This is a genomic window from Photorhabdus akhurstii, from assembly GCF_019090985.1.
GTDB classification, from domain to species: domain Bacteria; phylum Pseudomonadota; class Gammaproteobacteria; order Enterobacterales; family Enterobacteriaceae; genus Photorhabdus; species Photorhabdus akhurstii.
Genome location: NZ_CP020335.1, coordinates 771,954 through 796,858, shown reverse-complemented (window position 1 = coordinate 796,858; position 24,905 = coordinate 771,954). Strand labels below are relative to the sequence as shown.

Here is a 24,905-nt window from a genome sequence, read left to right as displayed (position 1 = left end):
ACACTATTTTATTCTTACTTACCTTAGAAACTTAGACTATTTATCTAATTTCTTTGACTTCAACACGTAACTCTTTCGGTACTTCAAACACAATATTTTCTTCCCGACCATGTAATTCCCTGACGGAATCAGCCCCAAGATTTTTCAGGCGTTCAATAACTTGCTGAACTAAAATATCCGGTGCTGAAGCGCCAGCGGTTACACCAACCAAGGAGGTACCGGTAATCCACTCTTCTTTAATATCCTCAGCAGAATCTATCAGATAAGCAGGCTTACCAACTCGCTGAGCTAACTCAGCAAGACGATTAGAGTTAGATGAATTCTTCGAACCCACAACCAAGACAACATCAGCATCAGACGCCAAATCCCGCACTGCTTCCTGGCGGTTAGTCGTCGCATAGCAGATATCATCTTTACGAGGACCAACAATGTTTGGGAATCGCGCATTAAGTGCATCAATCACTTCTGAAGTATCATCAACGGATAACGTGGTTTGAGTCATAAAACACAAGTTGTCTTCATCTTTGACTTTCAAGTTCCATACATCTTCCGGAGATTCAACCAGATACATTCCACCTTCTGCATTGTTGTACTGACCCATCGTACCTTCAACTTCGGGATGTCCAGCATGACCAATCAGAATCGCTTCTTTACCCTTGCGGCTGGCTCTTGCTACCTCCATATGGACTTTCGTCACTAAAGGACAAGTCGCATCGAACAACATGGTCAAATTGCGAGAACGCGCTTCTGCACGAATAGCCTGTGAAACACCATGTGCCGAAAAAATCAGAATCGCATCATCCGGTACTTCTGAAATTTCTTCAATAAAGATAGCACCCCGCTTGCGCAGGTTATCTACAACATAACGGTTATGCACAACTTCATGACGAACATAGATTGGCGCACCATATAATTCCAGTGCGCGTTCTACAATACTGATAGCACGGTCAACACCGGCACAAAAACCGCGAGGGTTAGCCAGCAATATCTGCATGGTTTTCCTCCAATTGTGGATCAATTTCCAACACTTCAATTTCAAACGTGACGTTCTGATCAGCTAACGGGTGATTGAAATCAACAGTCACAGATTCTTCCGTTACGGCTTTGACTATACCCGGCATTTCACTGCCATTCATCGCCGTAAATAACATTATAGTGCCAATTTCAGGCATACCCGTTTCAGCAAAATCACGCGGAGTAAAATATTGGATCAGATCAGGGTTTGGTTTACCAAATACATTTTCACCAGCCAGAGTAAAACTATGTTTATCTCCCTCTGTTAGCCCAGTAAGCTGCTGTTCTAAAGGTGAGGAAAGGGTTCCATCACCTAAGCGGAATAATGCAGGTTTACCCTGAGTGTAAGTGGAGTCGGCAATGGAGCCATCTTGCAGTTTTAAAGTGAAGTGCAGTAAAACTGCACTATCCTCCTGCACCTGGTTTGACATATTACTTATCCCACTTTGATTGTCTTTTCATCCGGGCTTAAAAAGCTATCAATGATAACCAATCCAGCCCCGATGCATATCGCCATATCGGCAATATTAAAAGTTGGAAAGTGCCAATCACCGACATAAAAATCAATAAAATCGATGACAAAACCATGAACCAACCGGTCAAACAGATTACCCAATGCTCCACCAATAATCAGGGCATAAGCGATATTACTCAGTTTCTTCTTTGCACTGGCACGATACATCATCACCGTCAACACAACTGAAATGGCAACGGCAATGAATGCAAAGAACCAACGCTGCCAACCGGCTTTCTCTGCAAGGAAACTGAAAGCCGCCCCAAAATTCTGGGCATAAGTCAGATTAAAATAAGGTATCAATGGAACGGATTCATACAGATGAAAGTGTTGCAACACTAGCTGCTTACTACCCAGATCCAGAATCAATACCACAACAACTAACCAAAGCCAGCGAAGGCCGGTGGAGCAAATGGGTTTATTCATCAGGCAAACTTACGCTCTTCGCCGTTACCGGCAACATTAGTTACACAGCGGCCACAAAGTTCTGCGTGTTCCGCCACCAATCCCACATCTTTAGCGTAATGCCAGCAACGAGGGCATTTTTCGCCATCCGCTTTACGGAAAGCAATTTTCAGGCTACCGATTTCGCTTTGTTGCGCATCTTCACCAGCCTGCTCATAACCTGCAACAACAACCTGAGATGTTAGCAGAACGAAACGCAATTCATCTCCGAGGCTATTGAGTTTGTCCGCCAGTTCATTATCAGCGTACAGCGTCACCGCAGCCTCCAATGAACTACGGATATGTTTGTCTGCGCGTGCCTGCTCCAGCACTTTGTTAACTTCACCACGCACTGCCAGCAAATCAGCCCAGAAAGCATCATTCATTGCTTCGCCTGCGGCCAGACCAAACAAACCGTCATACCACTCTTCGGTAAATACATATTGAGCACGTTTGCCAGGCAACTCATTCCAAACTTCATCGGCAGTAAAGGAGAGGATAGGCGCCATCCAGCGAACCAACGCTTCCGCAATATGATACAGCGCAGTCTGACAACTGCGACGCGCCAGACTATCGCTCTTAGCGGTGTACTGACGATCTTTAATGATATCGAGATAGAACGACCCCATCTCCACGGAGCAAAATTGCATCATACGCTGAACAACAGTGTGAAAATCATATTCATCGTAGGATTTTGCAATGTCCGCCTGTGCCGCCTGAGCACGCCCCACAGCCCAACGATCCAGCACAGCCATCTCTTCTGGTTCAACCCTATGTTGTTCAGGATCAAAACCATTCAAGTTTGCCAGCAGGAAACGCGCCGTGTTACGGATACGGCGATATGCATCAGCAGAGCGTTTCAAGATCTCATCGGATACCGCAATTTCACCGGTGTAATCGGTAGAAGCAACCCATAGACGCAGAATATCCGCCCCTAATTTACTTATGACATCCTGCGGACTGATGGTATTACCGATAGATTTAGACATCTTACGGCCTTGACCATCCACAGTGAAACCGTGTGTTAACACCTGACGGTAAGGCGCTTTACCTTTTATTGCTGTTGAGATCATCAGGGAAGACATAAACCAGCCACGGTGCTGATCTGAACCTTCAAGATAGATATCCGCGGCGTTACCTTGGAATTCAGGGCGAGCATCAACCACCGATGCGTGAGTTGATCCCGAATCGAACCATACATCCAACGTATCAAAAATTTTGACATAGTTAGCTTCGTCATCACCTAGCAATTCGGCTGGTTCCAGATCCCACCACGCCTGAATACCGTCAACTTCAACACGTTTTGCCACTTCTTCCATCAATTCAATAGTACGTGGATGAAGCTCTTCTGTCTCTTTATGGACAAAAAGAGACATCGGCGTGCCCCAAGTACGTTGACGTGAAATACACCAATCAGGGCGGTTTTCAACCATTGCCTCAATACGAGCCTGACCCCAACCCGGAATCCACTGAACGCCTTTGATCTCTTGCAACGATTGTTTACGCAAACCACTTTGCTCCATGCTGACAAACCACTGCGGCGTGGCACGGAAAATGATAGGCGTCTTGTGACGCCAGCAACAAGGATAACTATGCTGTAATTTTTCCAAATGCAACAAAGCATTATTTTCACTCAGGATATTCAACACGACATCATTCGCCTTAAAGACAAACATGCCATCCAGTGAAGGATAAGTACCGGGCAGATAGCAACCATTAGGGCCAACCGGATTTGCAACTTCCAAGCCATATTTCTGACCAAGAACAAAGTCGTCCGGGCCATGACCTGGCGCCGTGTGCACAGCGCCGGTACCTGCATCCAGAGTCACATGATCACCTAACACAACCGGTGACTCAAAATCCATAAACGGATGTTTGAAGCGCAGCAGTTCCAGAGCGGAACCCGCACAATGCCCTAGCACTGTCCACGAAGTTATACCCGCACGCTGCATCACACTTTCTACCAAATCAGCGGCCAGAATCAGACATTCGCCCTCAGTCTGCACTAATTGATAGCTAAATTCAGCATGCAAAGCGATCGCACGGTTAGCTGGCAACGTCCACGGCGTGGTTGTCCAAATAACTAGAGAAACCGGTTGTTCTGGCGCCTGCACACCAAATTTCTCACAAACGGCCGCTGCATCAACCGCGTTAAAACGCACGTCAATCGATGGCGAAGTTTTATCGTAATACTCGACTTCCGCTTCGGCCAGTGATGAACCACAATCAGCACACCAGTGAACAGGTTTAGCGCCTTTCAACAAATGACCATTAGCGATAATACGGCTCAGTGCGCGAATAATGTCGGCTTCGGTCTTAAAGTCCATCGTCAGATATGGACGTTCCCAGTCACCTAATACACCCAGACGAATAAAGTCTTTCTTCTGACCTTCAATCTGCTCTTTGGCATATTTACGGCACTCGGCACGAAATTCAGCGGCGGAAAATTTTTCCCCGGGTTTACCAATAATCTGCTCAACCTTAAGCTCAATAGGTAAACCGTGGCAATCCCAACCAGGAATATATGGCGAGTCATATCCCGCCATCCCTTTGGATTTAATAATAATATCTTTGAGAATCTTATTGACTGAGTGACCAATATGAATACTGCCATTCGCGTAAGGAGGGCCGTCATGCAGAATAAATGTTTTTTTACCGGCTTTTGCTTTACGAATTACCTGATACAACTCATCTTTGTACCAACGTTTTAACATATCTGGTTCGCGCTTTGCTAAATCTCCACGCATTGGAAACCCTGTTTCTGGCAGATTCAGGGTGTTTTTATAGTCACTCATTCGATTCTCAATTCCAATTTTCCGCTAGATACATGACACAGATCGCTGTTTAAAAAATTCCTTCGCAGCGACCAAATCATTAGCAATTTGCTGCTTGAGTGCATCAAGGGAAGCAAACCGCTGCTCATTACGCAATTTTTTGCGTAACACCACATCAATATAACGCCCATAGAGATCCATTTGGGTATCAATTAGATGTACTTCAAGTTGTTGACCCTGACCAGAAACTGTTGGACGTGTACCAATATTGGCAACACCCGGCAAGGGCTTGTCTCCTAAACCATAGACTTCAACAACATAAACACCTTGTACAGGAGCCACTAATCGTTTTAACGGCAAATTCGCTGTTGGAAAACCAATAGTGCTCCCTAGTCGTTTACCGTGAACAACCCGGCCACAAATGCTATATGGATGCCCTAATAATGTTTCGGCTAATACCAAATCATCATTTTGCAATGCTTGACGAATAGCTGTGCTGCTGATCCGCAAACCATTATCACAAAAACTTTCACTGTTGGTCACATCAAAGCCGTATGTTTCACCGGCTCGCTGCAAAAAGGCAAAATCACCACTGCGAGCTTGACCAAAACGAAAATCATCTCCTACAGCGAGAAACTTAACACCCAATTTTTCCACCAGCAACCGTGAAACAAAAGCTTCTGGCGTATTTGCCGCAAAATTTCTGTCAAATTTCACGCATAATAAATAATCCACTCCACATTGAGCGAGATATTTGGCTTTATCCCTCAATCTCGTCAGACGCGCAGGAGCATTGCCCTTAGCAAAAAACTCCAAGGGTTGTGGCTCAAAAATCATGACCATTACTGGTAATCCCAGACGCTGCCCTTCGTGTTTTAAGTGTTTCAGTAGTGCCTGATGACCTCTGTGGACGCCATCAAAATTACCAATCGTCAACACGCAACCGCGGTGACATGTCCGGATATTACGTATACCGCGAATTAGCTCCATAGCTGGCTCAATACCCTGGAAATTGCCAAATTATACCTTGTACAAAGCTCAAGGTTAACCCACCATCATAAGATGATTTAAATCAATAGCCCTGATTCATACAACAAAAACGAGCAGGAATCCCGAAAAATATTCATTTTATTTCTATCTGGACTATTCAATGAGATTTTTATTGTGAAAGACTGTATTCCCGCTAAGTAAGCTGATAAAATCCTGCGCCATCACAACGAAACAAGTTGCCGCGGTACAACGGCGCTTATTTGCACAAATCCATTGACAAAAGAAGGTTGAACAGGCATATTCCTCGGCCTTTGAATTGTCCTCGATAGAATATATTTGGGAGTTGGACCTTGGCTAATATCAAATCAGCTAAGAAACGCGCCATACAGTCTGAAAAACGTCGTCAGCACAACGCTAGCCGTCGTTCTATGGTGCGTACCTTCATCAAGAAGGTATATGCTGCTATCGCTACTGGCGATAAAGAAGCTGCACAGAAAGCATTTAATGACATGCAACCTATTGTCGATCGTCACGCCTGTAAAGGTCTGATCCACAAAAACAAAGCAGCACGTCATAAATCTAATCTGACAGCTCAAATCAACGCAATGCAATAATTTGCGTTTGGATTACTGAAAAACCGGCCTACGCCGGTTTTTTTGTGTTTGCAGTTATTATCAATTATTTTTTAAGCGCGCTTCTTAGGTGGCACATTAAACAACGCAGAAAAATCTTTATTACATACCCTTTGAACAGCCGGGTGTTGAATCATTCGTTCAGCAAAAATCACATAATACTCTTCTTGTACCGCATCCAACCGACCAATTTCAGCAATATCATTATCTGCAAAAATATCATTGGTATACAAAGATGGCGCTACAAAAATCGCATTATGATACATACCAAACGCTTTCATTAACGCGGCATCATCAAATTCACCCAATACTTCAACCTGAAGATTTTTATTACGTATCCAAGTCAACAACTTACGCCCCAACATAGAACGGCGTCCTGGAACCAATAAGCGACGTTCCTCCAAACATTCCGGGAAAGGTTTTTCCGGGATAGGTTGTCGGCAGAAAAAACTCACATTACATTCACCCAGTTTTACTGAAAATAGCCCTTCCTGCTGGGAAGAATCCACCGGACAATCAGACAATATCATATCGAGTTTGTGCTGGCTGAGTTGTTCCAGCAACAATTCATGAGTTGATTCAAAACAACGTAGATGGATCTGTTCATGCTCCACAACCGCCGTTTCCAATACCTGACTAACCAGACGTTTGGACAGTGCATCAGCAACACCAACATCAAATAAAAGGTTAGATTCACGGCTGTAGTTAACGATATCCAACATCTCCTGGCTCAGCATAAACATCTTATCCGCATAGCGGAAGATAAGCTGTCCTAGTTCTGACGGCACCAGACCCCGACCTTGACGTTTGAACAGCTTGCCTCCCAGACGCTCCTCCAGCGCCTTTATCTGTCCGGTGATCGTCTGAGGTGTTAGATAAAGCGCCTCTGCCGCCCCAACCACAGAGCCTTCTTTGCAAACATGCCAGAAATAATAGAGATGATTAAAATTCAGATGTGACACCCGCATATATTTTTCCTTGTGTATCGCTTTCGTCTAACAGACTACCTAGCCATACATCTCTAATTTACCGTTTTACGGCGATTTCCTGTTTTTCACTACATAAAGTATCCGCGATACCATTTTATTATTGTACCGCGAGTACAAAAATGAGAGTCAGTTCGGAAATTCTTTCTGAAACTACCGGCTAAATTAATGAATTTACCACGGCTCTGCCATCACTTTTTCTTTGGTAAGACCATTCGTAACAAGCCATAACCCATAAACGCAGCGATGGTTGAACCCATCAGAATGCCAAGACGAGAATAGATACTGAAAGATTCATCTCCCCCTTCAAAGGCCAATCCTGAAATAAAGATAGACATAGTAAAACCGATTCCACAAAGAACGGAAACCGCAAATATCTGTTTAAGATTAATCTGCTGTGGCAATTTAGCAAATCCGATCTTAATGGAAATATAGCTAAACAGAAAAATTCCCAACGGTTTACCAAGAAACAGAGCGGCAGCAATACCTAGCGGTAATCTATCGGTCAAACTATTTAACGTCACGCCATTCAGGACGATACCTGCATTGGCAAAGGCAAATAATGGCAAAATAAGATACGCCACCCAAGGATGCAAACCGTGCTCAAGTGATTCAGATGGTGAATGACCATTCCGGCTATGCAGAGGGATCAGAAAACCAACGATAACCCCTGCCAGTGTTGCATGAATACCCGATTTCAGGATGCAAACCCAAAGAATAGCGCCAATAACCATATAAGCCGATATTTTTTCGACACCACGCCAATTCATCCAAACCAGCAAAGCCGTCATTGCTACTGATAATCCAAGCGCCACAAGGGAAACTGTTTTGGTATAAAACAGAGCGATAATCACGATAACGCCCAGATCATCAATAATCGCTAGCGCCAACAAGAAAACCTTGAGTTCTGTTGGTACTCGTTTAGACAATAGCGCCATCACACCCAAAGCAAAAGCAATATCGGTTGCCGCAGGAATAGCCCACCCCTGACGGGTAAATTCATCATTGCCATTAAATAGCAGATATATTAATGCCGGAGCGACCATACCACCTATCGCCGCTATCACCGGAAATACTGCCTTATCACGCCCTGCCAAAGAACCTTCCAGAAGTTCCCGTTTGACTTCCAGACCAACAATCAAAAAGAAGACCGCCATTAAGCCATCATTAATCCACAACAATAAAGGCTTATTGATCTCCAGTGCAGCGAATTGCATTACCACTGGAAGATTAAGAAATTGCTGATAAATACCCTGTAATGGTGAATTTGCCATCATCAGCGCAATAATGGCAGCGATGATAAGAAGGAGCCCTCCAGCCGCTTCTAATTTCAGGAATTGACGAATAATTGCTGTCACGATGATTAACCTCTGAAATTGATCGGACTTAAATGGTACTCTAGCGATGGTTTCGAAAAAAATCGATTTTATAACCAGAATAATTCGCTATAACCGATCTATTGATGATCTACATCTCAATAAAATAGATTATCAATCAGAGGAAATCGTTAAATGGAGAGGCCCTATTTATCTTACATTAGCACCAATTTCCCGCATCTTAGCCAAAATGCGGTTTAAATCATCTTCTGATAGTGTTAACTGTGTTGCTATATAGAATAGAATATGCGGAGAAACAACGCGTGGCATTTTCCCACCCGTGTATTTTCTCCATTGGTTGTTCCCGGAAACTCCCGCTAAATCGGCCATTTGTTCTCCTGTGAAACCTAATTCTTGTTTGAGCTTAATGAGATCTTCTGTAGTAGGAGGAGAATAATTGCCGATCAGTCGCATAAGTATTCCAGAACAAAGCCCCTTAACGGGACCAATTAATTAAATGAATTTGAGCAATAGAGTTGTGATGGTAGCTACTGCACCAATAAGACCAGAAGCGACAACAATCGGATACCATGTAGCCTCACAATTTATCTTTGTCGTTTCTGCCATTAATTTTGCTATTTCAGCGTGGATTTTTTCGAGTTCAGAAGTAGTCATTTCAGTAATACTTATCGTTCTTCCTTTTTAGGGATGCCAGGCTGCGGCCATTCCACTACCTTACATTATTACACGATAAAAAGTAGCCCTTTTGAAGCTAAATTGTCAATGTCAATCGATTAATTTTTCATCTAAAAACATTAGTGTTCAATATGATTTCATATTATGCAATATATATTTCTTTCAGAATTTATATAACCAGATAATTTCTAAACGTTCGACAGATAAGATAAAATAAGACAATAATAACGAGAAAACAGCACAAATAATTAATTTAAACTCTGAGAGGAGAAATCATATTAAGAGGATATCTTCCAAGTTTAACGAGCAATTAATAAGAGGAAAATCATGAAAAAACAATTTCCAAATAACTTCCTTTGGGGAGGCACGCTGGCTACAAATCAGGTTGAAGGAGACTATCAATATAGATGGGAAAGGGTTATCAACCTCAGATATGCAACCCCACAGAGTCATTGGTCACAGCATAGAACGCAATTTAAATGATGCCTATAATTTACTCACACAAATTACTTCAGTTTATAATTCTCAACTCAAACAAAAAGTCCTCATTTAAACGAGGACTTTTTACCAGTAATTCGAGCGTTATTTAGCAATCCAGCCCTATATATGTGGAGATATAGACTGTTACTTGGTCAAATCATCAAAGAACTTCTTTACACCATCAAAGAAACTTTTAGAACGTGGGCTATTCGTTTCTTCGCCAGTACCACCGAAAGATTCACCCAATTCGCACAGTAATTCTTTCTGTCTTTCATTCAATTTAACTGGCGTTTCTACCACTACCCGGCACAGTAAATCACCCTGAACACCACCACGGACAGATTTAACACCTTTGCCTTTCATGCGGAACATTTTACCTGTCTGAGTTTCAGCAGGTATTTTCAGTTTCACACGGCCATCGAGGGTTGGAACTTCAATTTCTCCGCCCAGTGCCGCCATTGCAAAGTTAACCGGCACCTCACAATAGAGATTACTTTCTTGACGCTCAAAAATATGGTGCGATTTCACCTGTACCTGAACATACAGATCACCTGCCGGTGCGCCTTTTGCTCCTGCTTCACCCTCACCACTCAAACGAACGCGGTCGCCGGTATCAACACCCGCCGGGATCTTAACAGATAGGGTTTTGTATCTTTCAACTCGCCCATGACCATGACATTTATGGCAAGAATCCTTAATGATCTGACCACGGCCATGACAGTGTGGACAAGGTTGCTGAACGGTGAAAAACCCCTGACGCATGTGAACCTGACCAGCACCTTTACAGGTTGAGCAGGTTACAGGACTAGTTCCTGCTTTAGCACCGCTGCCATGACAGGTATCACAGGTTTCCAATGTCGGGATGCGGATCTCTTTGGTCACACCACGAACCGCTTCTTCCAGCGTCAACTCCATGCTGTAACGCAAATCAGCACCGCGACTTGGACGCTGCTGACGACGACCACCGCCGAAGATATCACCGAAAACATCACCAAAGATATCACTAAAATCAGCGCCGCCACCGCCACCCATACCGCCTTGTTCAAAAGCAGCATGACCATATTGGTCATAAGCAGCTCGTTTCTGAGCATCCGTCAGAATTTCATAAGCTTCTTTAACTTCTTTGAATTTGCTTTCCGCATCTTTATCGCCCTGATTACGATCAGGGTGATATTTCATTGCCAGCCGCTTATAGGCTTTTTTAATCTCTTTTTCGTCCGCTGTTTTGGAAACACCCAAAACTTCGTAACAGTCTCTCTTTGCCATCTCTTATTTTACCCTTAACATACGCGCACGGGCGCAGAGTTCCCTCAACGCCCGTGCCGGTTAATCAGCAACAATTGTCATAACTATCGCCGCGCCCGCTAAGGGCAATTATTTTTTATCTTTAACTTCTTCGAATTCAGCGTCTACAACGTCGTCATCTTTCTTCGCACTGTCGCCAGCGTCTGCGGTCGCACCAGCTTGAGCCTGCTGCTGGGCAATTTCCAACAACTTAGCGGAAGCCTGAACCAAAGCCTGAATTTTCGCTTCGATATCCGCTTTGTCTTCGCCTTTAGCAACTTTTTCCAACTCAGCCACAGCGCCTTCAATCGCGGTTTTATCTTCTGCCGACAGTTTGTCACCGGCTTCTTCTACTTGCTTACGCGTACCGTGAACCAGTTGATCTGCCTGGTTACGGACCTGTACCAACTCTTCAAACTTACGATCAGATTCCGCGTTCGCTTCCGCATCACGAACCATCCGTTGAATTTCTTCTTCATTCAAACCGGAAGAAGCCTTAATAGTGATCTGCTGTTCGCGGCCACTATTTTTGTCTTTAGCAGACACATGCAGAATACCATCAGCATCGATATCAAAAGTCACTTCAATCTGAGGCATACCACGAGGCGCAGCCTGAATACCATCCAAATTGAACTGGCCCAGAGATTTGTTATCACCGGCACGTTTACGCTCACCCTGCAACACATGGATAGTTACCGCAGACTGATTGTCCTCTGCTGTAGAGAACACCTGGCTGTGTTTGGTTGGGATCGTGGTGTTTTTCGCAATGAGGGAAGTCATTACGCCACCCATTGTTTCGATACCCAGAGACAATGGTGTAACATCCAGCAACAATACATCTTTCACATCACCGGCCAAAACACCGCCCTGTACCGCAGCACCCATTGCCACCGCTTCGTCAGGGTTCACATCTTTACGTGGCTCTTTACCGAAGAAGTCAGCGACGACTTTCTGTACCATTGGCATACGGGTCTGACCACCCACCAGAATGACATCGTTCACATCAGAAACTGACAGGCCAGCATCTTGCAATGCAACTCGTACAGGCTCCATAGAACGTTTAACCAGATCTTCTACCAGTGATTCCAGTTTCGCACGGGTCACTTTGATGTTCATGTGCTTAGGACCGGTTGCATCTGCGGTGATATATGGCAGGTTAACATCGGTCTGTTGTGCAGAAGAGAGTTCAATTTTTGCTTTCTCTGCTGCTTCTTTCAGACGTTGCATTGCCAGTGGGTCATTACGCAGATCAATGCCCTGATCTTTCTTAAATTCGTCAACCAGATAGTTGATCATACGGCTGTCGAAGTCTTCGCCGCCCAAGTGAGTATCACCATTGGTCGCCAGCACTTCATAGGTTTTTTCGCCGTCAACTTCATCGATTTCGATAATAGAGATATCGAAAGTACCACCACCGAGGTCATAAACCGCAATAGTACGGTTACCCACTTCTCTATCCAAACCATAAGCCAGCGCCGCGGCCGTTGGTTCGTTGATAATACGTTTTACTTCCAAACCTGCGATACGGCCCGCATCTTTGGTCGCCTGACGCTGAGCATCGTTAAAATATGCAGGTACAGTGATTACCGCTTCAGTAACTGGCTCACCCAGATAATCTTCCGCTGTTTTCTTCATTTTCTTCAAAACTTCAGCAGAAACCTGAGGAGGAGCCATTTTCTGGTCTTTCACTTCCAGCCATGCGTCGCCATTATCTGCCGCAATAATTTTGTATGGCATGATAGCTACGTCGCGTTGCGCTTCTTCATCTTGGAAACGACGTCCAATCAGACGCTTAATAGCAAACAACGTATTTTGCGGGTTAGTAACAGCCTGACGTTTAGCCGGTTGACCAACCAGAGTTTCACCATCCTGGGTATAAGCAATGATAGAAGGGGTTGTGCGATCACCTTCGCTGTTTTCCAGCACACGAGCTGTCGTGCCATCCATAATAGCTACACAAGAGTTGGTAGTTCCCAGGTCGATACCAATAATTTTACCCATCTAAACGCCTCCAAAGAAATTCGTAATCAGTCAAGTTGCTAATCAATATGAGGATAACTTTCTGCTTTTCAATGGCACCCATTTTTATGCCTCTATGCGATTCCTCACCTTTGCTTATATATACCGGCTGTATAGGACAACGATTAGCAACTGCGGTTGATTATAAGATGGGGTCGTTAAAACTATCATCAAGGGGGGATGTGAAAAAAAAACCTTTTTATTATTTCAAAGGTCATTGTTTCCTTGCTGACAGATCATTATGATTCGCCACCTTTGCTATTTATGACTTTTATGATTTTCTTTCAGAGGACTTATGAGCGCGAATCAATTGGCTAATCCCGGCCCCTTAGGTTTGATGGGCTTCGGCATGACAACCATTCTTCTGAATCTGCATAACGCAGGTTTCTTTCCACTGGCATCCGTTATCCTGAGTATGGGCATTTTCTACGGCGGCCTGGCCCAAGTGCTAGCAGGACTTTTTGAATATAAGAAAGGCAATACCTTTGCCGCAACTGCTTTCACCTCTTATGGGTTATTTTGGCTCAGTCTGGTCGGGTTACTGTTTCTACCTAAAATGGGACTGGCGGAAGCCACCAGCAGCCAATATTTAGCAGTATATCTTGGCCTGTGGGGTGTGTTTACCCTGTTTATGTTCTTTGGCACCTTCAAGGCTAACCGCATGCTACAGTTTATCTTTGGCGGCCTGACTCTGTTGTTCGCTCTGTTAGCGATTGGCAACTTTACCGGAAATACCACTCTTCTGACGATTGCCGGTTATGAAGGGATAATTTGTGGCGCCAGCGCAATTTATCTGGCAATGGCGGAAGTGCTGAATGAACAATATGGACGCACTATTCTGCCTATTGGCGAGATAAAACCGTAATAAACTGCGGGTTGGAAGAAGGCAAATTTTTTCGTCCTCTTCCAGTCCGTTATGAACGTAGAGAAAGAGCCGATGATATTTACCCCGACGCTAATCAGACGAATGTCCGTTGAATGTGTATCAATTTAGCCACAATTATATTGAACCAATATTGTGAATCTCGAATTGATAGCAATTACGGTGCTTATAGCGTTGGTTAGGACGAAGTATGCAGCTCTCTTGCTCCCATTCAGGATGATTGGGAGAATCCGGTAAAAATTGTGGCTCAAATGCCATGCCCGCATAGTTCTCATATCGCCCACCATCACGGTTAAACACTCCACCTAACCCATTGCCTGTGTAAAACTGCACAGCCGGTTTTGTGGTGAAGATTTTCATTGTAATTGCTTCATCGGGGGAAGTAATTGAAATTGCATAATCCGAATTCAAACGAGCGGCTTGCAACCAAAATGAATGATCATACCCATTCACAATCTGTTGCTGTTTATCCAGCATAAAGTGACTGTTAATTACTTTAGGTTTTCGAAAATCAAAACCCGTATTATTAACCGAAGCCAGTTGGCCCAACGGAATACCATATTCATTGATCGGTAAATAGTCGTCGCTTTTCACCTCTAGGCGATGCGATAAACATGTTTCTCCAGAGTCCGCCCCCAACAAATTAAAATAAGCGTGATTAGTCAAATTAATGGGCGTCGCAGCATCTGTATGGGCTAAATAATCCACGATTATGTGATTATCATTGGTTAATATGTAACGAACGGTCACAACGACATTACCAGGAAAACCCTGATCACCATCTGGTGACTGTAATGTAAAACTCACTGAATAGGCATCTCTTGCAGTGATTGTCCAACGCCGCTTATCAAAACCCTCAATCCCACCATGCAAACAATTTCCCGCCTGATTGACATGTAATTGATAAGTTTTACCATCAAGATTAAAACATCCATTTGCAATACGGTTAGCGTATCGCCCCACGGTAGCACCTAAATAGCTGGTCTGTTTATAAAAGTCTTGTAAAGTGGCAACACCTAGTAAAACTTCTCTTTTCTCCCTATTTAAAGGTACACGGCAACTCAGCCAAGATGCGCCAATATCCATCAACACAACGGAAAAACCCGAAGCATTGGAAAGGCAGACAAGATTTGCTTTTTTTCCATCCAAAGCAATATCTTGTGTCATTGAAGCATTCAATAATTCAAAGTAAGCATCTGCCATTTTATTACCTACCGTGTTTCAACCAAACTTGCACCGTCCGAAGCCTGACACACATAAATAGTCTCTTTCAGACCTGTCAACGCAAAATAGTGTTGCTCTACCGCGCGTTTAACCACATCAACCAAAGTTTGGGGGACTAAAACCACCACACAGCCACCAAATCCACCACCGGTCATTCTCACTCCCCCCTGTTTACCAATGGCTTGCGTCACAATATCAACCAAGGTATCGATTTCAGGTACGGTAATTTCAAAATCATCACGCATTGACTGATGTGATTGCGCCATAAGTTCCGCGATTAATGACATATCACCCTCCGCTAATGCTTTTGCTGCCAGAAGTGTACGTTCATTTTCTGTAATTACATGGCGAGCACGTTTAGCCACTATGCTATCAAGCTCAACACTCCGTTTTTCAAATTCATCTAATGTCACATCCCGCAAAGCTTTAACCCCAAATAATGCCGCTGCTTGTTCGCATTGATCCCGGCGGATATTATATTCACTGCCAACCAATTCCCGATTCTTATTTGAATTAATAATCATAACTGTAATATCTTTCGGCATAGATACGGTTTGCGTGGTTAAATCGCGGCAATCAATTAATAACGCATGTTCCTTCTTACCTTGCGCGGAAATTAATTGATCCATAATGCCACAATGGCAACCGACAAATTCATTTTCAGCTTGCTGCCCATTTAACGCTATTTCCGTTTGGCTAATAGCTAAATGGTAAAGTGTTTTTATCGTTTCACCAATCACTGTTTCCAATGCTGCCGATGAACTTAACCCCGCCCCTTGTGGCACATTACCCGCTACCACAATATCTGCCCCGTTAAATATATACCCACGACTGAGCAAACACTTTACAACACCGCGAATATAATTGACCCACATTTTATTTTCGTCAAATTTAATAGGCTGGCTAATATCAAACTCATCTAATTGATTATCACAATCAACCGAAACAACACGAATAATACTATCTTCCCGCTTCGCTGCTGCAACTATAATGTAGTAATTAATAGCACATGGCAATACAAAGCCATCATTATAATCCGTATGCTCCCCAATTAAATTAACCCGACCTGGCGCATGAATAATATGTGTCGGCATATAATGAAATACTAAATCAAAAACATCTTTAACACGATTAATTAAAGTTTCCATCATTTTATTCTCAAATAAGGTATTAACTGAACGATACTTTTCATGAAATATCCTGCCAGATAATTAACATTATTGCGCTTTATAATGTACATCGCTCACCGCACGTAAAAATTGAGCCGCCTGTTCTGCGGTTAAATCACGTTGTGTTTCAGCAAACATTTCATAGCCCACCATAAATTTTCGCACAGTAGCCGATCGCAATAATGGCGGATAGAAAAGTGCATGCAGCTGCCAATGTTCAACATCAGTACCTTGGTCAAAAAACGGTGCAAAATGCCAACCCATTGAATAAGGAAAAGAGCTATGAAATAAGTTGTCATAACGACTGGTAAGCTTTTTAAGCGCGACCGCCAAATCATCGCGTTGTTCATCCGTTAATTCATTCATACGACGAACATGAACTTTAGGTAACAACATGGTTTCATAGGGCCATGCTGCCCAATAAGGCACAACCGCCAACCAATGGATTGTATCGACCACCACTCGTTCACCATCAACTAATTCAGCCTGAACATAATCCATCAATAAATTGGAACCCTGTTCCTGGTAATAAGCACGCAGTTGTTTATCTTTACGCTCAATTTCGTTTGGCAGAAAACTATTCGCCCAGATTTGCCCGTGAGGATGAGGCTGAGAACAGCCCATTGCTTCACCCTTATTTTCAAAAACCTGAACCCAAAGATATTCTTTACCCAACGTTTCAATGTGTTCATTCCAGGTATCAATTAATTGACGAATTTGTTCAACCGGCAATTCAGGTAACGTTTTACTGTGATCCGGAGAAAAACAGACTACACGACTTAATCCTCGTACTCCTTGTATTTTAAACAATGAGTGAGACGATTGAGGCACATCAGGTGAATCTGGTATTAAAGCCGAAAAATCATTATTAAAAACAAAGGTTCCTTGATAATCAGGATTTTTATCACCGGAAATACGCGTGTTTAATGGGCAAAGAAAACATTGCTCATCATAGCTTGGAATATCGTCTATCAATGATTTCTCATCCTGCCCATGCCACGGCCGCTTTACCCGATGGGGAGAGACCAAAACCCATTGCCCGGTTAGCGGATTATAACGACGGTGGGGATGTTCAGCAGGATTGAATACAATCTTGGACATAACAGTCTCTACCTCATTTATATTTTCCAATACCGATTGTGAAAATCTTTATTCACACTCAGGCTGGACACAGTTTAACAACGAGCATTAATACTAATCTGAGATACCAATCACGTAAATGTAAACAATTACACAAGAAGCTTAGATATAAACCTAAAAGACAGATTAAGGTGTTCAACTTCGACATATTCTGCAAACATGAGTTAAAGTCACAGTAAATTTACTTAATCTATTAATTAAAACAAATTATTAAGAATTAAGATAAATTACAAATACGATATTTAATAACAATTTTGTGATTCTGATTACATCTCCACCAAATGGTAACGTTTACAATTCAATATCAAATAAACTAACCAGGAAAAGAAACATGTCCACTATAGAACACGGTTTAAGCTTGGTAGATATATTGGTATTTATGTTCTATGTCGCCATTATCATCAGTGTGGGGCTCTGGGTATCCAGGGATAAAAAAGGCTCGGACAAAAGCACTGAAGATTACTTCCTGGCAGGTAAATCCTTGCCCTGGTGGACAATAGGCGCCTCACTGATCGCGGCAAATATTTCTGCCGAGCAATTTATTGGCATGTCTGGCTCCGGTTATTCCATTGGTTTAGCAATAGCTTCTTATGAATGGATGGCGGCAATTACATTAATCATCGTAGGTAAATATTTCTTACCTATCTTCATTGAGAAAGGCATTTATACTATCCCAGAATTTGTGGAACAACGGTTTAATAAAAATTTAAAAGCCATTCTGGCGGTGTTCTGGATCTCACTCTATATTTTCGTCAATCTGACCTCTGTGCTTTATTTGGGTGGCTTAGCACTGGAAACCATTCTGAATATTCCATTGATCTATTCCATTATTGGGCTTGCAATATTTGCCTTGGTTTATTCTATTTACGGCGGCCTCTCGGCTATCGTCTGGACCGATGTTATTCAAGTCTTTTTCCTGATATTAGGGGGATTGCTCACAACACTTATTGCCGTCAGCTATATTGGCGGCAGTGAAGGAATAATGGCCGGATTTGCCAAAATGGTTGATGCAGCACCAGGACACTTTGAAATGATTTTGGATAAAAGTAATCCTCAATTCATAAACTTGCCTGGTATTGCTGTACTGATTGGCGGTTTATGGGTTGCTAACCTCTATTATTGGGGCTTCAACCAATATATTATTCAACGTACCCTTGCTGCCAAGTCAGTGCAGGAAGCACAGAAAGGAATTGTTTTTGCCGCTTTTCTGAAACTTATTCTGCCTTTCCTGGTTGTTGTGCCGGGCATTGCCGCTTATGTGATCACAACCTCCCCTGAATTAATGGCAGGTTTAGGCGACCTTGCGCTAAATAACGTGCCTGATGCAACGCATGCAGACAAAGCTTATCCGTGGTTAACCCAATTTCTACCTGTCGGTTTTAAAGGCATCGTATTTGCCGCATTAGCAGCCGCTATCGTTTCATCATTAGCGTCGATGCTCAATTCGACCGCCACCATTTTCACTATGGACATTTATAGGGAATATATTGCACCTGATTCAAGCGACCACAAACTGGTTAATGTTGGTCGTATTTCTGCCACTATTGCCCTGATTATCGCCTGTTTTGTTGCGCCAATGCTTGGCGGTATTAACCAAGCATTCCAATATATTCAAGAATATACTGGTCTTGTCAGCCCCGGTATTTTAGCCGTGTTCTTACTTGGGTTATTCTGGAAAAAGACGTCCAGTAAAGGGGCGATAATTGGTGTGGTTTTATCGATCCCCTTTGCCTTATTTCTGAAATTTATGCCGTTTGCAATGCCATTTATGGATCAAATGCTCTACACATTACTCTTTACACTGGTCATTATTGCATTCACGAGTTTAAGTACATCGGCTAATGACGACGATCCTAAAGGCATTGTATTGGTTTCATCTATGTTTGCGACGGACCGCAGTTTTAATATTGCATCTTATGCCATTATGATCATTCTGGCTGTATTGTACGTTGTTTTCTGGTAGTCAGTTTCTTTGACAGCCTCTACTAATAGAGGCTGTCACAAAAGGCCAACGTTTCTTACGAAATGGCGAAAATAAACAACATACAAAAGAACAAAATACAGCAACTTATTTTAATTTCACTTTCTCAAGCGCCGCAAAAATTTGCTGCTTATCTGAATCCCTCAAGTTATGTTGTTGAATATTCCTCATAAACATTTCTTTGTCAGAAGCGCCTATCTTCTCTCCGGCTTTAAGCAAAATCGCAATTTGTTGGAAGATTTCCGTATTCAGCCCGCTAATTTTAATCCGAACATCACCTAACGGCTTCGGTTGCCAACCATTTTCAGGGAGTGACAACCAATCAGCCCGATAGCGATATTGAATCGCCTTTGCAGCATCCATCTGGATTATAATAAACGGTCTAACTGATTCCCCGCTTAACCCGAAAGATTCAGCCTCACTTATTGATTTAGCAAGAACCTTATCTTCTTGAGCCAAAACCTCAACAGGTAGATGGTTTTCAGCCTTGTATCCCGCTACGTCTTTCATGTAAGAAAGGCGCTGATTAATCAACTGAGCTACCGTCGTCTTTGCCTCCATTGCTAACGTCACCGTTGGCGCCATTGCGCTCATAATCAATGCCAAACCAGCAATAAAGCCAATCCTTACTTTTTTTGACCATTCCATTTTTTCACCTCAGGGTTTATTCCAGATAAAAAATTCGCATGCCAAGTAAATTTTTTACTAAAGTTAATTGTCCTTCGAAAAAAGACCATCATTTACAAAATATTTTTTAGAAAAGGAAAGTCTTTCTCATACGCTATACAAACTCTTTTATATATATTTTCATCTCCTTCACTATGAGACCCAAGTGTTAAACAATAGTTTTCACCATTATATTTTTGAAAAACAATCCATTCTCAAGTCATATTTTTTATTTCAATCTTTTCATTATACGCACCGACAGTTAACTGATGGCATATATATTTAAATAAATCGTCATCGGCATATCCTGAATTATTTTTATTAAATCCCTCATCTACTACTTTATATATATAATCATCACCATTCAATTTATTTATAATATTTTTTAAAATAAACCTCGCATCAGCAAAATGAACTTTCATCAGCCATTTTAATGGATTATATCTAAATTCACTCTCATTTTTAATGGACGAGTTTTTTCTTATCCCCTCTAGGGATTCAATTTTATTTGTAACATTAAAAACATTTATGATTCTTCCGTAATATAATTGCATAATTTGGGCAATAAATACAGAACTTATGCGTGATAAATCAACATAACAAAATCCTGGCAAACTATTAGCGAAAGCTAATAATTCACTTCTAGATAAAGACACATTTATCATTATTCCACCTAATTAATCTATTCATAAGTTAGTATTTTAAATAAGATTTCATAATAGTGCTACACTCATTTTTTGTCTTCCTGGTTTTTGCTGTGATGAAAACGATGCCAAAAAGGCATCAACATAATTAAGCAACTGCCACATAAATTGACAACGGTGATTTCGCGTTATTGTCTCATGGAGCGATTGCCATAACCGTTCTATTTTATTTAGCCACGGTGAATAGACGGGTAAAAACAACAGGGTAAATTTGGGATGTCGTGCCAGCCACTCCTTTACCTTCTGACTTTTATGAATACCGTAGTTATCTAAGATTAATGTGAGAGTTTCCGCATGGGGATATTGATGATTCAGTTCATCTAACATTTTGATAAATAAATCAGAGTTCTTTTTTATTCCTTTAACATAGGTGACTTGCTCTGTCTGAGCATTGAGGCAACCCGCAAGGTAATGTTTTTCATTTTTTCCCGGGGTGATAACCCGTTTTTGTTGTCCTTTGAAACACCCGTCCGCGCCGATTTTCGGGTTGAAATCAATATCCACCTCATCTTCATAGAAAACGGGATGTTTTTCTGAAATATTCGCTTTGGCTTCTGCGATCTTTGCCATTTTCTCCTCATGTTCAGGATCAGGTTGTTTTACCGTGGGCGCCGCTCTGCGCCAGACAATTCCCACCTGAGCAAAATAACGATAGAGGACACTTTGTGTCAGAGAGAGGTTGAGTAATTCATTAAGGGTATGAGTCATAAGCTCAAGGCTCCAGCGAGAGCGAAGATAGCCGAATTCTTGGGGAGATTGCTGTAATAAGAAAAGCAACAGGCTATAGAGAGGGGTGAGATCCCAGACAGCAGGTCGGCCAGCCGGTAAACTTTTGAGTCCTTCGAGTCCATATAATGTAAACCATTCAACCCAGCGATTGATGGAAGAGCGTGCGGCATGAAGGGTTTTGGCGACATAAGTCACCGTCAATCCCTCATTGAGCATCAATAACGCCGTCAATCGACGGGAATAGTTCTTATCACGGGTTTTATGGATAAGTTTTCTCATTTTCAGGCATTCATTTTGAGGTATGGGTGCTATGATAGGCATCACTCAGTCCGTGTTGAGGTTTGGGATTTTTGGCAATTGATCAGATCGCAAAAATCGGACTGAGTTCCCTTCCAGTGATCTATTATTTTGAAAATTTATTTAATTCTCACTTTATTTTTATAGAGACAATCTCCAATCAAAAAAATTCTCACCTAATTACTATAATACTTAGTAATTCAAATAAATAGATATCCATATGTTGAATGTTTGTCACGTTGATCTTAAAACACTTTTATATAATCGGATATCAAACTAATTACTTCCCTCATTGTTTGTAATATTTTTCCTCCATATTATCTCTATTTTCAGTATATAGTAAAAACTCTTCATCTATTTATAGCTCCTTGATTTACGCGCGATGACTGCCCAGACACGATGAGGTATAAGCAAAGGCTCTTGAGGAAAGTTCTTTACGAGTAATTCCTGATGTTCTTCATCAAATTTATGAACACTTTCTTTATTTAAACTAGCAGAAACACCTGCGCTAGCTCTAATACGCCCACACCAACGTTCATGGGTATACGGAATATCTAAATCAAAACTAAAAGTCTCTATACTAACAAAACCACTTTTGGCTAAATCTTCCAACCAGCGTGGATAAATTCCTGCCCCACCAGACATATTCCATTTCGAATTATGCTTTAATATTAAGTTCTCTGTAGCTTCTACAACATTACCCGGCAAAGGAAGCCAATCGAAATGACAAATTACCATAGTGCCGCCATTACGAAGGACTCGAAAACATTCACTACCTGCTTGCTCTGGATTAAACCAATGCCAACATTGACCAGCGATGATAACATCTTGAGTCTCATTTTGTAGCGGAATGTCTTCTGCCTTTCCTAGCTTATAATCTACAAAAACCTTTGCCTTAATATCTAAAGCCCTAGCCTGTTTCAGTAATGGTTCAGCGATGTCCATTCCTGTTACTTCAGCGCCTACTTGCGCTAATTGCCTGGCTAAAGTCCCTGTTCCTGTTCCAAGGTCCAAAATTCTTTGACCAACTATTCCAACCCCATAGGGTTTAAGGCGAACCAACAGAGCAGGAGGAAATCCCTCACGATGTATTGCATAATCCAGTACTGTTTTCCCGAAATCAATTTCAGTATCCATTGAACTTTCCCACTAATTTTTTAAGTATTAATAGTTGGAACAATTTTCTTTCTATTCCAGCTTGTCACTGTGATGTGTAATACCGCCCATTATTAGTGGGCACATTCAGGGAGCAATTAATTCGATAAGCTCATTCAGCGCCGAGCACTTTTCGGCCTAAAAGCCGCGACTACCTTATCATCAGTCTCCACATACGGGCCATCCAGCAATTGGATACAATATGGCACACTGGCAAAAATACCGGATACCAGAACTTTGCCGTTTTCGTCTTTCAAGCCTTCCAACGTTTCTGCGATTGCTTTTGGCTGCCCCGGCAAGTTCAAAATCAGCGCCTGTTTGCGGATCACACCAACCTGACGGGATAAAATTGCCGTTGGAACAAATTGCAAACTAATCTGACGCATCTGTTCGCCATAACCCGGCATTTCACGGTCTGCAACCGCTAATGTGGCATCAGGCGTCACATCTCGGCGGGCCGGGCCGGTTCCACCGGTGGTTAAAACCAGATGACAGCCGATTTCATCCACCAATTCACACAAGGTTTGTTCAATGATGATCTGCTCATCCGGGATCAGGCGAGTCTCTATCTGAAAAGGGGTGGTAATCGCCCTTTTTAGCCACTCCTCCAATGCCGGAATCCCTTTGTCCTGATAAATACCGCTTGATGCACGATCAGAGACGGATACCAAGCCAATGCGCAGTTCATTCATATAAACCTCAATTAACACAATTAAACTAAATAGCAAAAAGGCGGCCAATTATGCCGCCTTTAACGCTAAAAGAATAGTTTATAGCCTATCATTACAGCAGATCAGCGATCATCTTCTCAAGTTTGCCCTGATCAATAGCAAATTTACGGATACCGTCCGCCAGTTTTTCTGTCGCCATTGCATCCTGATGATGTTCCCAGTAGAACTGAGCTTCATTCAATGGCTCTGGATGCGCTTTAATTTCACCGGTATAACCCAGTTTACGTTCAACTTCACCCTGAGCTTCGGACAGCTCTTTCAACAGCGCAGGCGCAATAGTCAAACGATCGCAACCCGCCAATTCCAAGATTTCACCGGAATTACGGAAACTTGCTCCCATAACAACGGTGTCATAGCCATGTTGTTTGTAGTATTGGTAGATTTCAGTCACAGAAATGACGCCCGGATCTTCGTGTGGAGCGAACTCTTTCTGATCGCTGTTCGCTTTATGCCAGTCAAGGATACGGCCAACAAATGGTGAAATCAGATAAACCCCGGCTTCCGCACAAGCACGCGCCTGAGCAAAGGAGAACAGTAATGTCAGGTTACAGTTAATCCCTTCTTTTTCTAGCTGTTCAGCCGCGCGGATACCCTGCCAGGTTGAAGCCAATTTGATCAGAATCCGATCATTGCTGATACCGGCCTCGTTATACAGCTTAATCAGGCGTTTAGCTTTGGCAACACTGCGTTCAGTGTCATAAGACAGACGGGCATCAACTTCTGTCGAAATACGGCCAGGGATCAGTTTGAGAATTTCCAAGCCAATATTTACCGCCAATTTATCACTAGCATCCACAATCTGCTGCTCGCGGGAATCGCTCTGTTCGCGCGCCCACGCAATTGCTTCATCAATTAGTTTACGGTATTCAGGAATCTGTGCCGCGTTAAGGATCAGAGATGGGTTAGTTGTCGCATCTTGTGGCTGATAAAGTTTCATCGCCGCAATATCCCCGGTATCTGCTACTACTGTTGTCAGTTTACGCAGGGAGGTTAGTTTATCGGTCATTTTGTCATATCTCATCGTTATGCGTGAAATTGTGGCATTGTTCTTGAGCCATCCACTGATAATAACACGGT

General features: G+C 42.6%; 23 protein-coding genes and 1 pseudogene. 4 read left to right on the top strand and 20 right to left on the bottom strand.

Annotated features, from left to right (window positions below):
* Nucleotides 1–40: 40 nt before the first annotated feature.
* From ispH to ribF, 5 genes are read right to left on the bottom strand one after another with little or no spacing between them, the layout of a single operon-like run.
* The gene (gene ispH, locus B0X70_RS03435) at nucleotides 41–994 is read right to left on the bottom strand and encodes a 4-hydroxy-3-methylbut-2-enyl diphosphate reductase (protein ID WP_105395234.1); all 954 of its coding nucleotides are present in this window, start codon (nucleotides 992–994) and stop codon (nucleotides 41–43) included.
* Nucleotides 975–1,445, bottom strand: a complete 471-nt coding sequence (gene fkpB / locus B0X70_RS03430; RefSeq protein WP_036812248.1) for an FKBP-type peptidyl-prolyl cis-trans isomerase — start codon at nucleotides 1,443–1,445, stop codon at nucleotides 975–977. The genes ispH and fkpB overlap by 20 nt, the downstream gene beginning before the upstream one ends.
* Before the next feature lie 5 nt (nucleotides 1,446–1,450).
* Nucleotides 1,451–1,954 carry a signal peptidase II gene (gene lspA / locus B0X70_RS03425; RefSeq protein WP_046394813.1) on the bottom strand — a complete coding sequence of 168 codons (504 nt, stop codon included), beginning with the start codon at nucleotides 1,952–1,954 and terminating at the stop codon, nucleotides 1,451–1,453.
* A complete protein-coding gene (ileS, locus tag B0X70_RS03420) occupies nucleotides 1,954–4,767 on the bottom strand; it encodes an isoleucine--tRNA ligase (protein ID WP_217470881.1) in 2,814 nt (937 codons plus the stop codon). Before ileS ends, lspA begins: the two co-directional genes overlap by 1 nt.
* 24 nt (nucleotides 4,768–4,791) lie before the next feature.
* Entirely contained in the window at nucleotides 4,792–5,736 is a 945-nt protein-coding gene (gene ribF, locus B0X70_RS03415; protein ID WP_217470880.1) for a bifunctional riboflavin kinase/FAD synthetase, read from the bottom strand.
* A gap of 350 nt (nucleotides 5,737–6,086) precedes the next feature.
* On the opposite strand from ribF, the gene rpsT reads away from it, so the two are divergent.
* Entirely contained in the window at nucleotides 6,087–6,350 is a 264-nt protein-coding gene (gene rpsT, locus B0X70_RS03410; RefSeq protein ID WP_036777011.1) for a 30S ribosomal protein S20, read from the top strand.
* Between the two features lie 71 nt (nucleotides 6,351–6,421).
* On the opposite strand, the gene nhaR is transcribed toward rpsT, so the two are convergent.
* From nhaR to B0X70_RS03390, 4 genes are all read right to left on the bottom strand, one after another.
* A complete protein-coding gene (nhaR, locus tag B0X70_RS03405) occupies nucleotides 6,422–7,336 on the bottom strand; it encodes a transcriptional activator NhaR (RefSeq protein WP_040151823.1) in 915 nt (304 codons plus the stop codon).
* Nucleotides 7,337–7,545: 209 nt separating this feature from the next.
* Nucleotides 7,546–8,712: a Na+/H+ antiporter NhaA gene (gene nhaA, locus B0X70_RS03400; RefSeq protein ID WP_046394811.1), complete on the bottom strand. Its 1,167-nt coding sequence runs from the start codon at nucleotides 8,710–8,712 to the stop codon at nucleotides 7,546–7,548.
* 168 nt (nucleotides 8,713–8,880) lie between these two features.
* The gene (locus B0X70_RS03395; protein ID WP_036812259.1) at nucleotides 8,881–9,144 is read right to left on the bottom strand and encodes a helix-turn-helix domain-containing protein; all 264 of its coding nucleotides are present in this window, start codon (nucleotides 9,142–9,144) and stop codon (nucleotides 8,881–8,883) included.
* Nucleotides 9,145–9,183: 39 nt separating this feature from the next.
* Nucleotides 9,184–9,345: a hypothetical protein gene (locus tag B0X70_RS03390; protein WP_181150158.1), complete on the bottom strand. Its 162-nt coding sequence runs from the start codon at nucleotides 9,343–9,345 to the stop codon at nucleotides 9,184–9,186.
* Between the two features lie 348 nt (nucleotides 9,346–9,693).
* On the opposite strand from B0X70_RS03390, the pseudogene B0X70_RS24975 reads away from it, so the two are divergent.
* Nucleotides 9,694–9,853, top strand: a pseudogene (locus B0X70_RS24975) (family 1 glycosylhydrolase); the annotation flags it as partial.
* A 137-nt stretch (nucleotides 9,854–9,990) separates the two neighbouring features.
* Here B0X70_RS24975 and dnaJ read toward each other — a convergent pair.
* Nucleotides 9,991–11,112: a molecular chaperone DnaJ gene (dnaJ, locus tag B0X70_RS03385; protein WP_105395230.1), complete on the bottom strand. Its 1,122-nt coding sequence runs from the start codon at nucleotides 11,110–11,112 to the stop codon at nucleotides 9,991–9,993.
* Between the two features lie 108 nt (nucleotides 11,113–11,220).
* Nucleotides 11,221–13,131 (bottom strand): molecular chaperone DnaK, encoded by a 1,911-nt coding sequence (dnaK, locus tag B0X70_RS03380; RefSeq protein WP_217470879.1) that lies wholly within the window; start codon nucleotides 13,129–13,131, stop codon nucleotides 11,221–11,223.
* Between the two features lie 313 nt (nucleotides 13,132–13,444).
* Between dnaK and satP the strand changes: the two genes are divergently transcribed.
* Nucleotides 13,445–14,014 (top strand): acetate uptake transporter, encoded by a 570-nt coding sequence (satP, locus tag B0X70_RS03375; RefSeq protein WP_046394807.1) that lies wholly within the window; start codon nucleotides 13,445–13,447, stop codon nucleotides 14,012–14,014.
* A 135-nt stretch (nucleotides 14,015–14,149) separates the two neighbouring features.
* Here the strand turns inward: satP and galM are convergent, their stop codons facing one another.
* The 3 genes from galM to B0X70_RS03360 all read right to left on the bottom strand — a co-directional run bounded on the left by galM (nucleotide 14,150) and on the right by B0X70_RS03360 (nucleotide 17,526).
* Nucleotides 14,150–15,235, bottom strand: coding sequence for a galactose-1-epimerase (gene galM, locus B0X70_RS03370; RefSeq protein WP_217470878.1), 1,086 nt, complete (start codon nucleotides 15,233–15,235; stop codon nucleotides 14,150–14,152).
* 8 nt (nucleotides 15,236–15,243) lie between these two features.
* Nucleotides 15,244–16,404, bottom strand: a complete 1,161-nt coding sequence (gene galK / locus B0X70_RS03365) for a galactokinase (protein ID WP_217471667.1) — start codon at nucleotides 16,402–16,404, stop codon at nucleotides 15,244–15,246.
* Nucleotides 16,405–16,473: 69 nt separating this feature from the next.
* Nucleotides 16,474–17,526: a UDP-glucose--hexose-1-phosphate uridylyltransferase gene (locus tag B0X70_RS03360; RefSeq protein WP_217470877.1), complete on the bottom strand. Its 1,053-nt coding sequence runs from the start codon at nucleotides 17,524–17,526 to the stop codon at nucleotides 16,474–16,476.
* Nucleotides 17,527–17,896: 370 nt separating this feature from the next.
* On the opposite strand from B0X70_RS03360, the gene B0X70_RS03355 reads away from it, so the two are divergent.
* Complete coding sequence (locus tag B0X70_RS03355) at nucleotides 17,897–19,528, top strand: sodium/sugar symporter (RefSeq protein WP_217470876.1); 1,632 nt, start codon at nucleotides 17,897–17,899, stop codon at nucleotides 19,526–19,528.
* A 105-nt stretch (nucleotides 19,529–19,633) separates the two neighbouring features.
* Here B0X70_RS03355 and B0X70_RS03350 read toward each other — a convergent pair whose 3' ends face one another.
* The 6 genes from B0X70_RS03350 to tal form a co-directional block, all read right to left on the bottom strand.
* On the bottom strand, nucleotides 19,634–20,194 hold the full coding sequence (locus tag B0X70_RS03350; protein ID WP_105395226.1) for a chorismate mutase: 561 nt from the start codon (nucleotides 20,192–20,194) through the stop codon (nucleotides 19,634–19,636).
* A 233-nt stretch (nucleotides 20,195–20,427) separates the two neighbouring features.
* Nucleotides 20,428–20,877 (bottom strand): hypothetical protein, encoded by a 450-nt coding sequence (locus tag B0X70_RS03345; protein ID WP_217470875.1) that lies wholly within the window; start codon nucleotides 20,875–20,877, stop codon nucleotides 20,428–20,430.
* Nucleotides 20,878–20,925: 48 nt separating this feature from the next.
* Nucleotides 20,926–21,966, bottom strand: a complete 1,041-nt coding sequence (locus tag B0X70_RS03340) for an IS630 family transposase (protein WP_217470874.1) — start codon at nucleotides 21,964–21,966, stop codon at nucleotides 20,926–20,928.
* Nucleotides 21,967–22,296: 330 nt separating this feature from the next.
* Nucleotides 22,297–23,079 (bottom strand): class I SAM-dependent methyltransferase, encoded by a 783-nt coding sequence (locus B0X70_RS03335; RefSeq protein ID WP_217470873.1) that lies wholly within the window; start codon nucleotides 23,077–23,079, stop codon nucleotides 22,297–22,299.
* A 134-nt stretch (nucleotides 23,080–23,213) separates the two neighbouring features.
* On the bottom strand, nucleotides 23,214–23,789 hold the full coding sequence (gene mog / locus B0X70_RS03330; protein WP_105398607.1) for a molybdopterin adenylyltransferase: 576 nt from the start codon (nucleotides 23,787–23,789) through the stop codon (nucleotides 23,214–23,216).
* Between the two features lie 91 nt (nucleotides 23,790–23,880).
* Nucleotides 23,881–24,834 (bottom strand): transaldolase, encoded by a 954-nt coding sequence (gene tal / locus B0X70_RS03325; RefSeq protein ID WP_217470872.1) that lies wholly within the window; start codon nucleotides 24,832–24,834, stop codon nucleotides 23,881–23,883.
* Nucleotides 24,835–24,905 lie beyond the last annotated feature (71 nt).

Bases quoted from the DNA above. Each gene is read 5' to 3' on its own strand.
- B0X70_RS03335 (WP_217470873.1), bottom strand. From the start codon at position 23,079: ATGGATACTGAAATTGATTTCGGGAAAACAGTACTGGATTATGCAATA.
- B0X70_RS03345 (WP_217470875.1), bottom strand. From the start codon at position 20,877: ATGATAAATGTGTCTTTATCTAGAAGTGAATTATTAGCTTTCGCTAAT.
- fkpB (WP_036812248.1), bottom strand. From the start codon at position 1,445: ATGTCAAACCAGGTGCAGGAGGATAGTGCAGTTTTACTGCACTTCACT.
- satP (WP_046394807.1), top strand. From the start codon at position 13,445: ATGAGCGCGAATCAATTGGCTAATCCCGGCCCCTTAGGTTTGATGGGC.
- galM (WP_217470878.1), bottom strand. From the start codon at position 15,235: ATGGCAGATGCTTACTTTGAATTATTGAATGCTTCAATGACACAAGAT.
- B0X70_RS03360 (WP_217470877.1), bottom strand. From the start codon at position 17,526: ATGTCCAAGATTGTATTCAATCCTGCTGAACATCCCCACCGTCGTTAT.
- galK (WP_217471667.1), bottom strand. From the start codon at position 16,404: ATGGAAACTTTAATTAATCGTGTTAAAGATGTTTTTGATTTAGTATTT.
- dnaK (WP_217470879.1), bottom strand. From the start codon at position 13,131: ATGGGTAAAATTATTGGTATCGACCTGGGAACTACCAACTCTTGTGTA.
- B0X70_RS03355 (WP_217470876.1), top strand. From the start codon at position 17,897: ATGTCCACTATAGAACACGGTTTAAGCTTGGTAGATATATTGGTATTT.
- B0X70_RS03390 (WP_181150158.1), bottom strand. From the start codon at position 9,345: ATGACTACTTCTGAACTCGAAAAAATCCACGCTGAAATAGCAAAATTA.
- nhaR (WP_040151823.1), bottom strand. From the start codon at position 7,336: ATGCGGGTGTCACATCTGAATTTTAATCATCTCTATTATTTCTGGCAT.
- lspA (WP_046394813.1), bottom strand. From the start codon at position 1,954: ATGAATAAACCCATTTGCTCCACCGGCCTTCGCTGGCTTTGGTTAGTT.
- B0X70_RS03340 (WP_217470874.1), bottom strand. From the start codon at position 21,966: ATGCCTATCATAGCACCCATACCTCAAAATGAATGCCTGAAAATGAGA.
- dnaJ (WP_105395230.1), bottom strand. From the start codon at position 11,112: ATGGCAAAGAGAGACTGTTACGAAGTTTTGGGTGTTTCCAAAACAGCG.
- ileS (WP_217470881.1), bottom strand. From the start codon at position 4,767: ATGAGTGACTATAAAAACACCCTGAATCTGCCAGAAACAGGGTTTCCA.
- ispH (WP_105395234.1), bottom strand. From the start codon at position 994: ATGCAGATATTGCTGGCTAACCCTCGCGGTTTTTGTGCCGGTGTTGAC.
- ribF (WP_217470880.1), bottom strand. From the start codon at position 5,736: ATGGAGCTAATTCGCGGTATACGTAATATCCGGACATGTCACCGCGGT.
- B0X70_RS03350 (WP_105395226.1), bottom strand. From the start codon at position 20,194: ATGGAATGGTCAAAAAAAGTAAGGATTGGCTTTATTGCTGGTTTGGCA.
- mog (WP_105398607.1), bottom strand. From the start codon at position 23,789: ATGAATGAACTGCGCATTGGCTTGGTATCCGTCTCTGATCGTGCATCA.
- tal (WP_217470872.1), bottom strand. From the start codon at position 24,834: ATGACCGATAAACTAACCTCCCTGCGTAAACTGACAACAGTAGTAGCA.
- B0X70_RS03395 (WP_036812259.1), bottom strand. From the start codon at position 9,144: ATGCGACTGATCGGCAATTATTCTCCTCCTACTACAGAAGATCTCATT.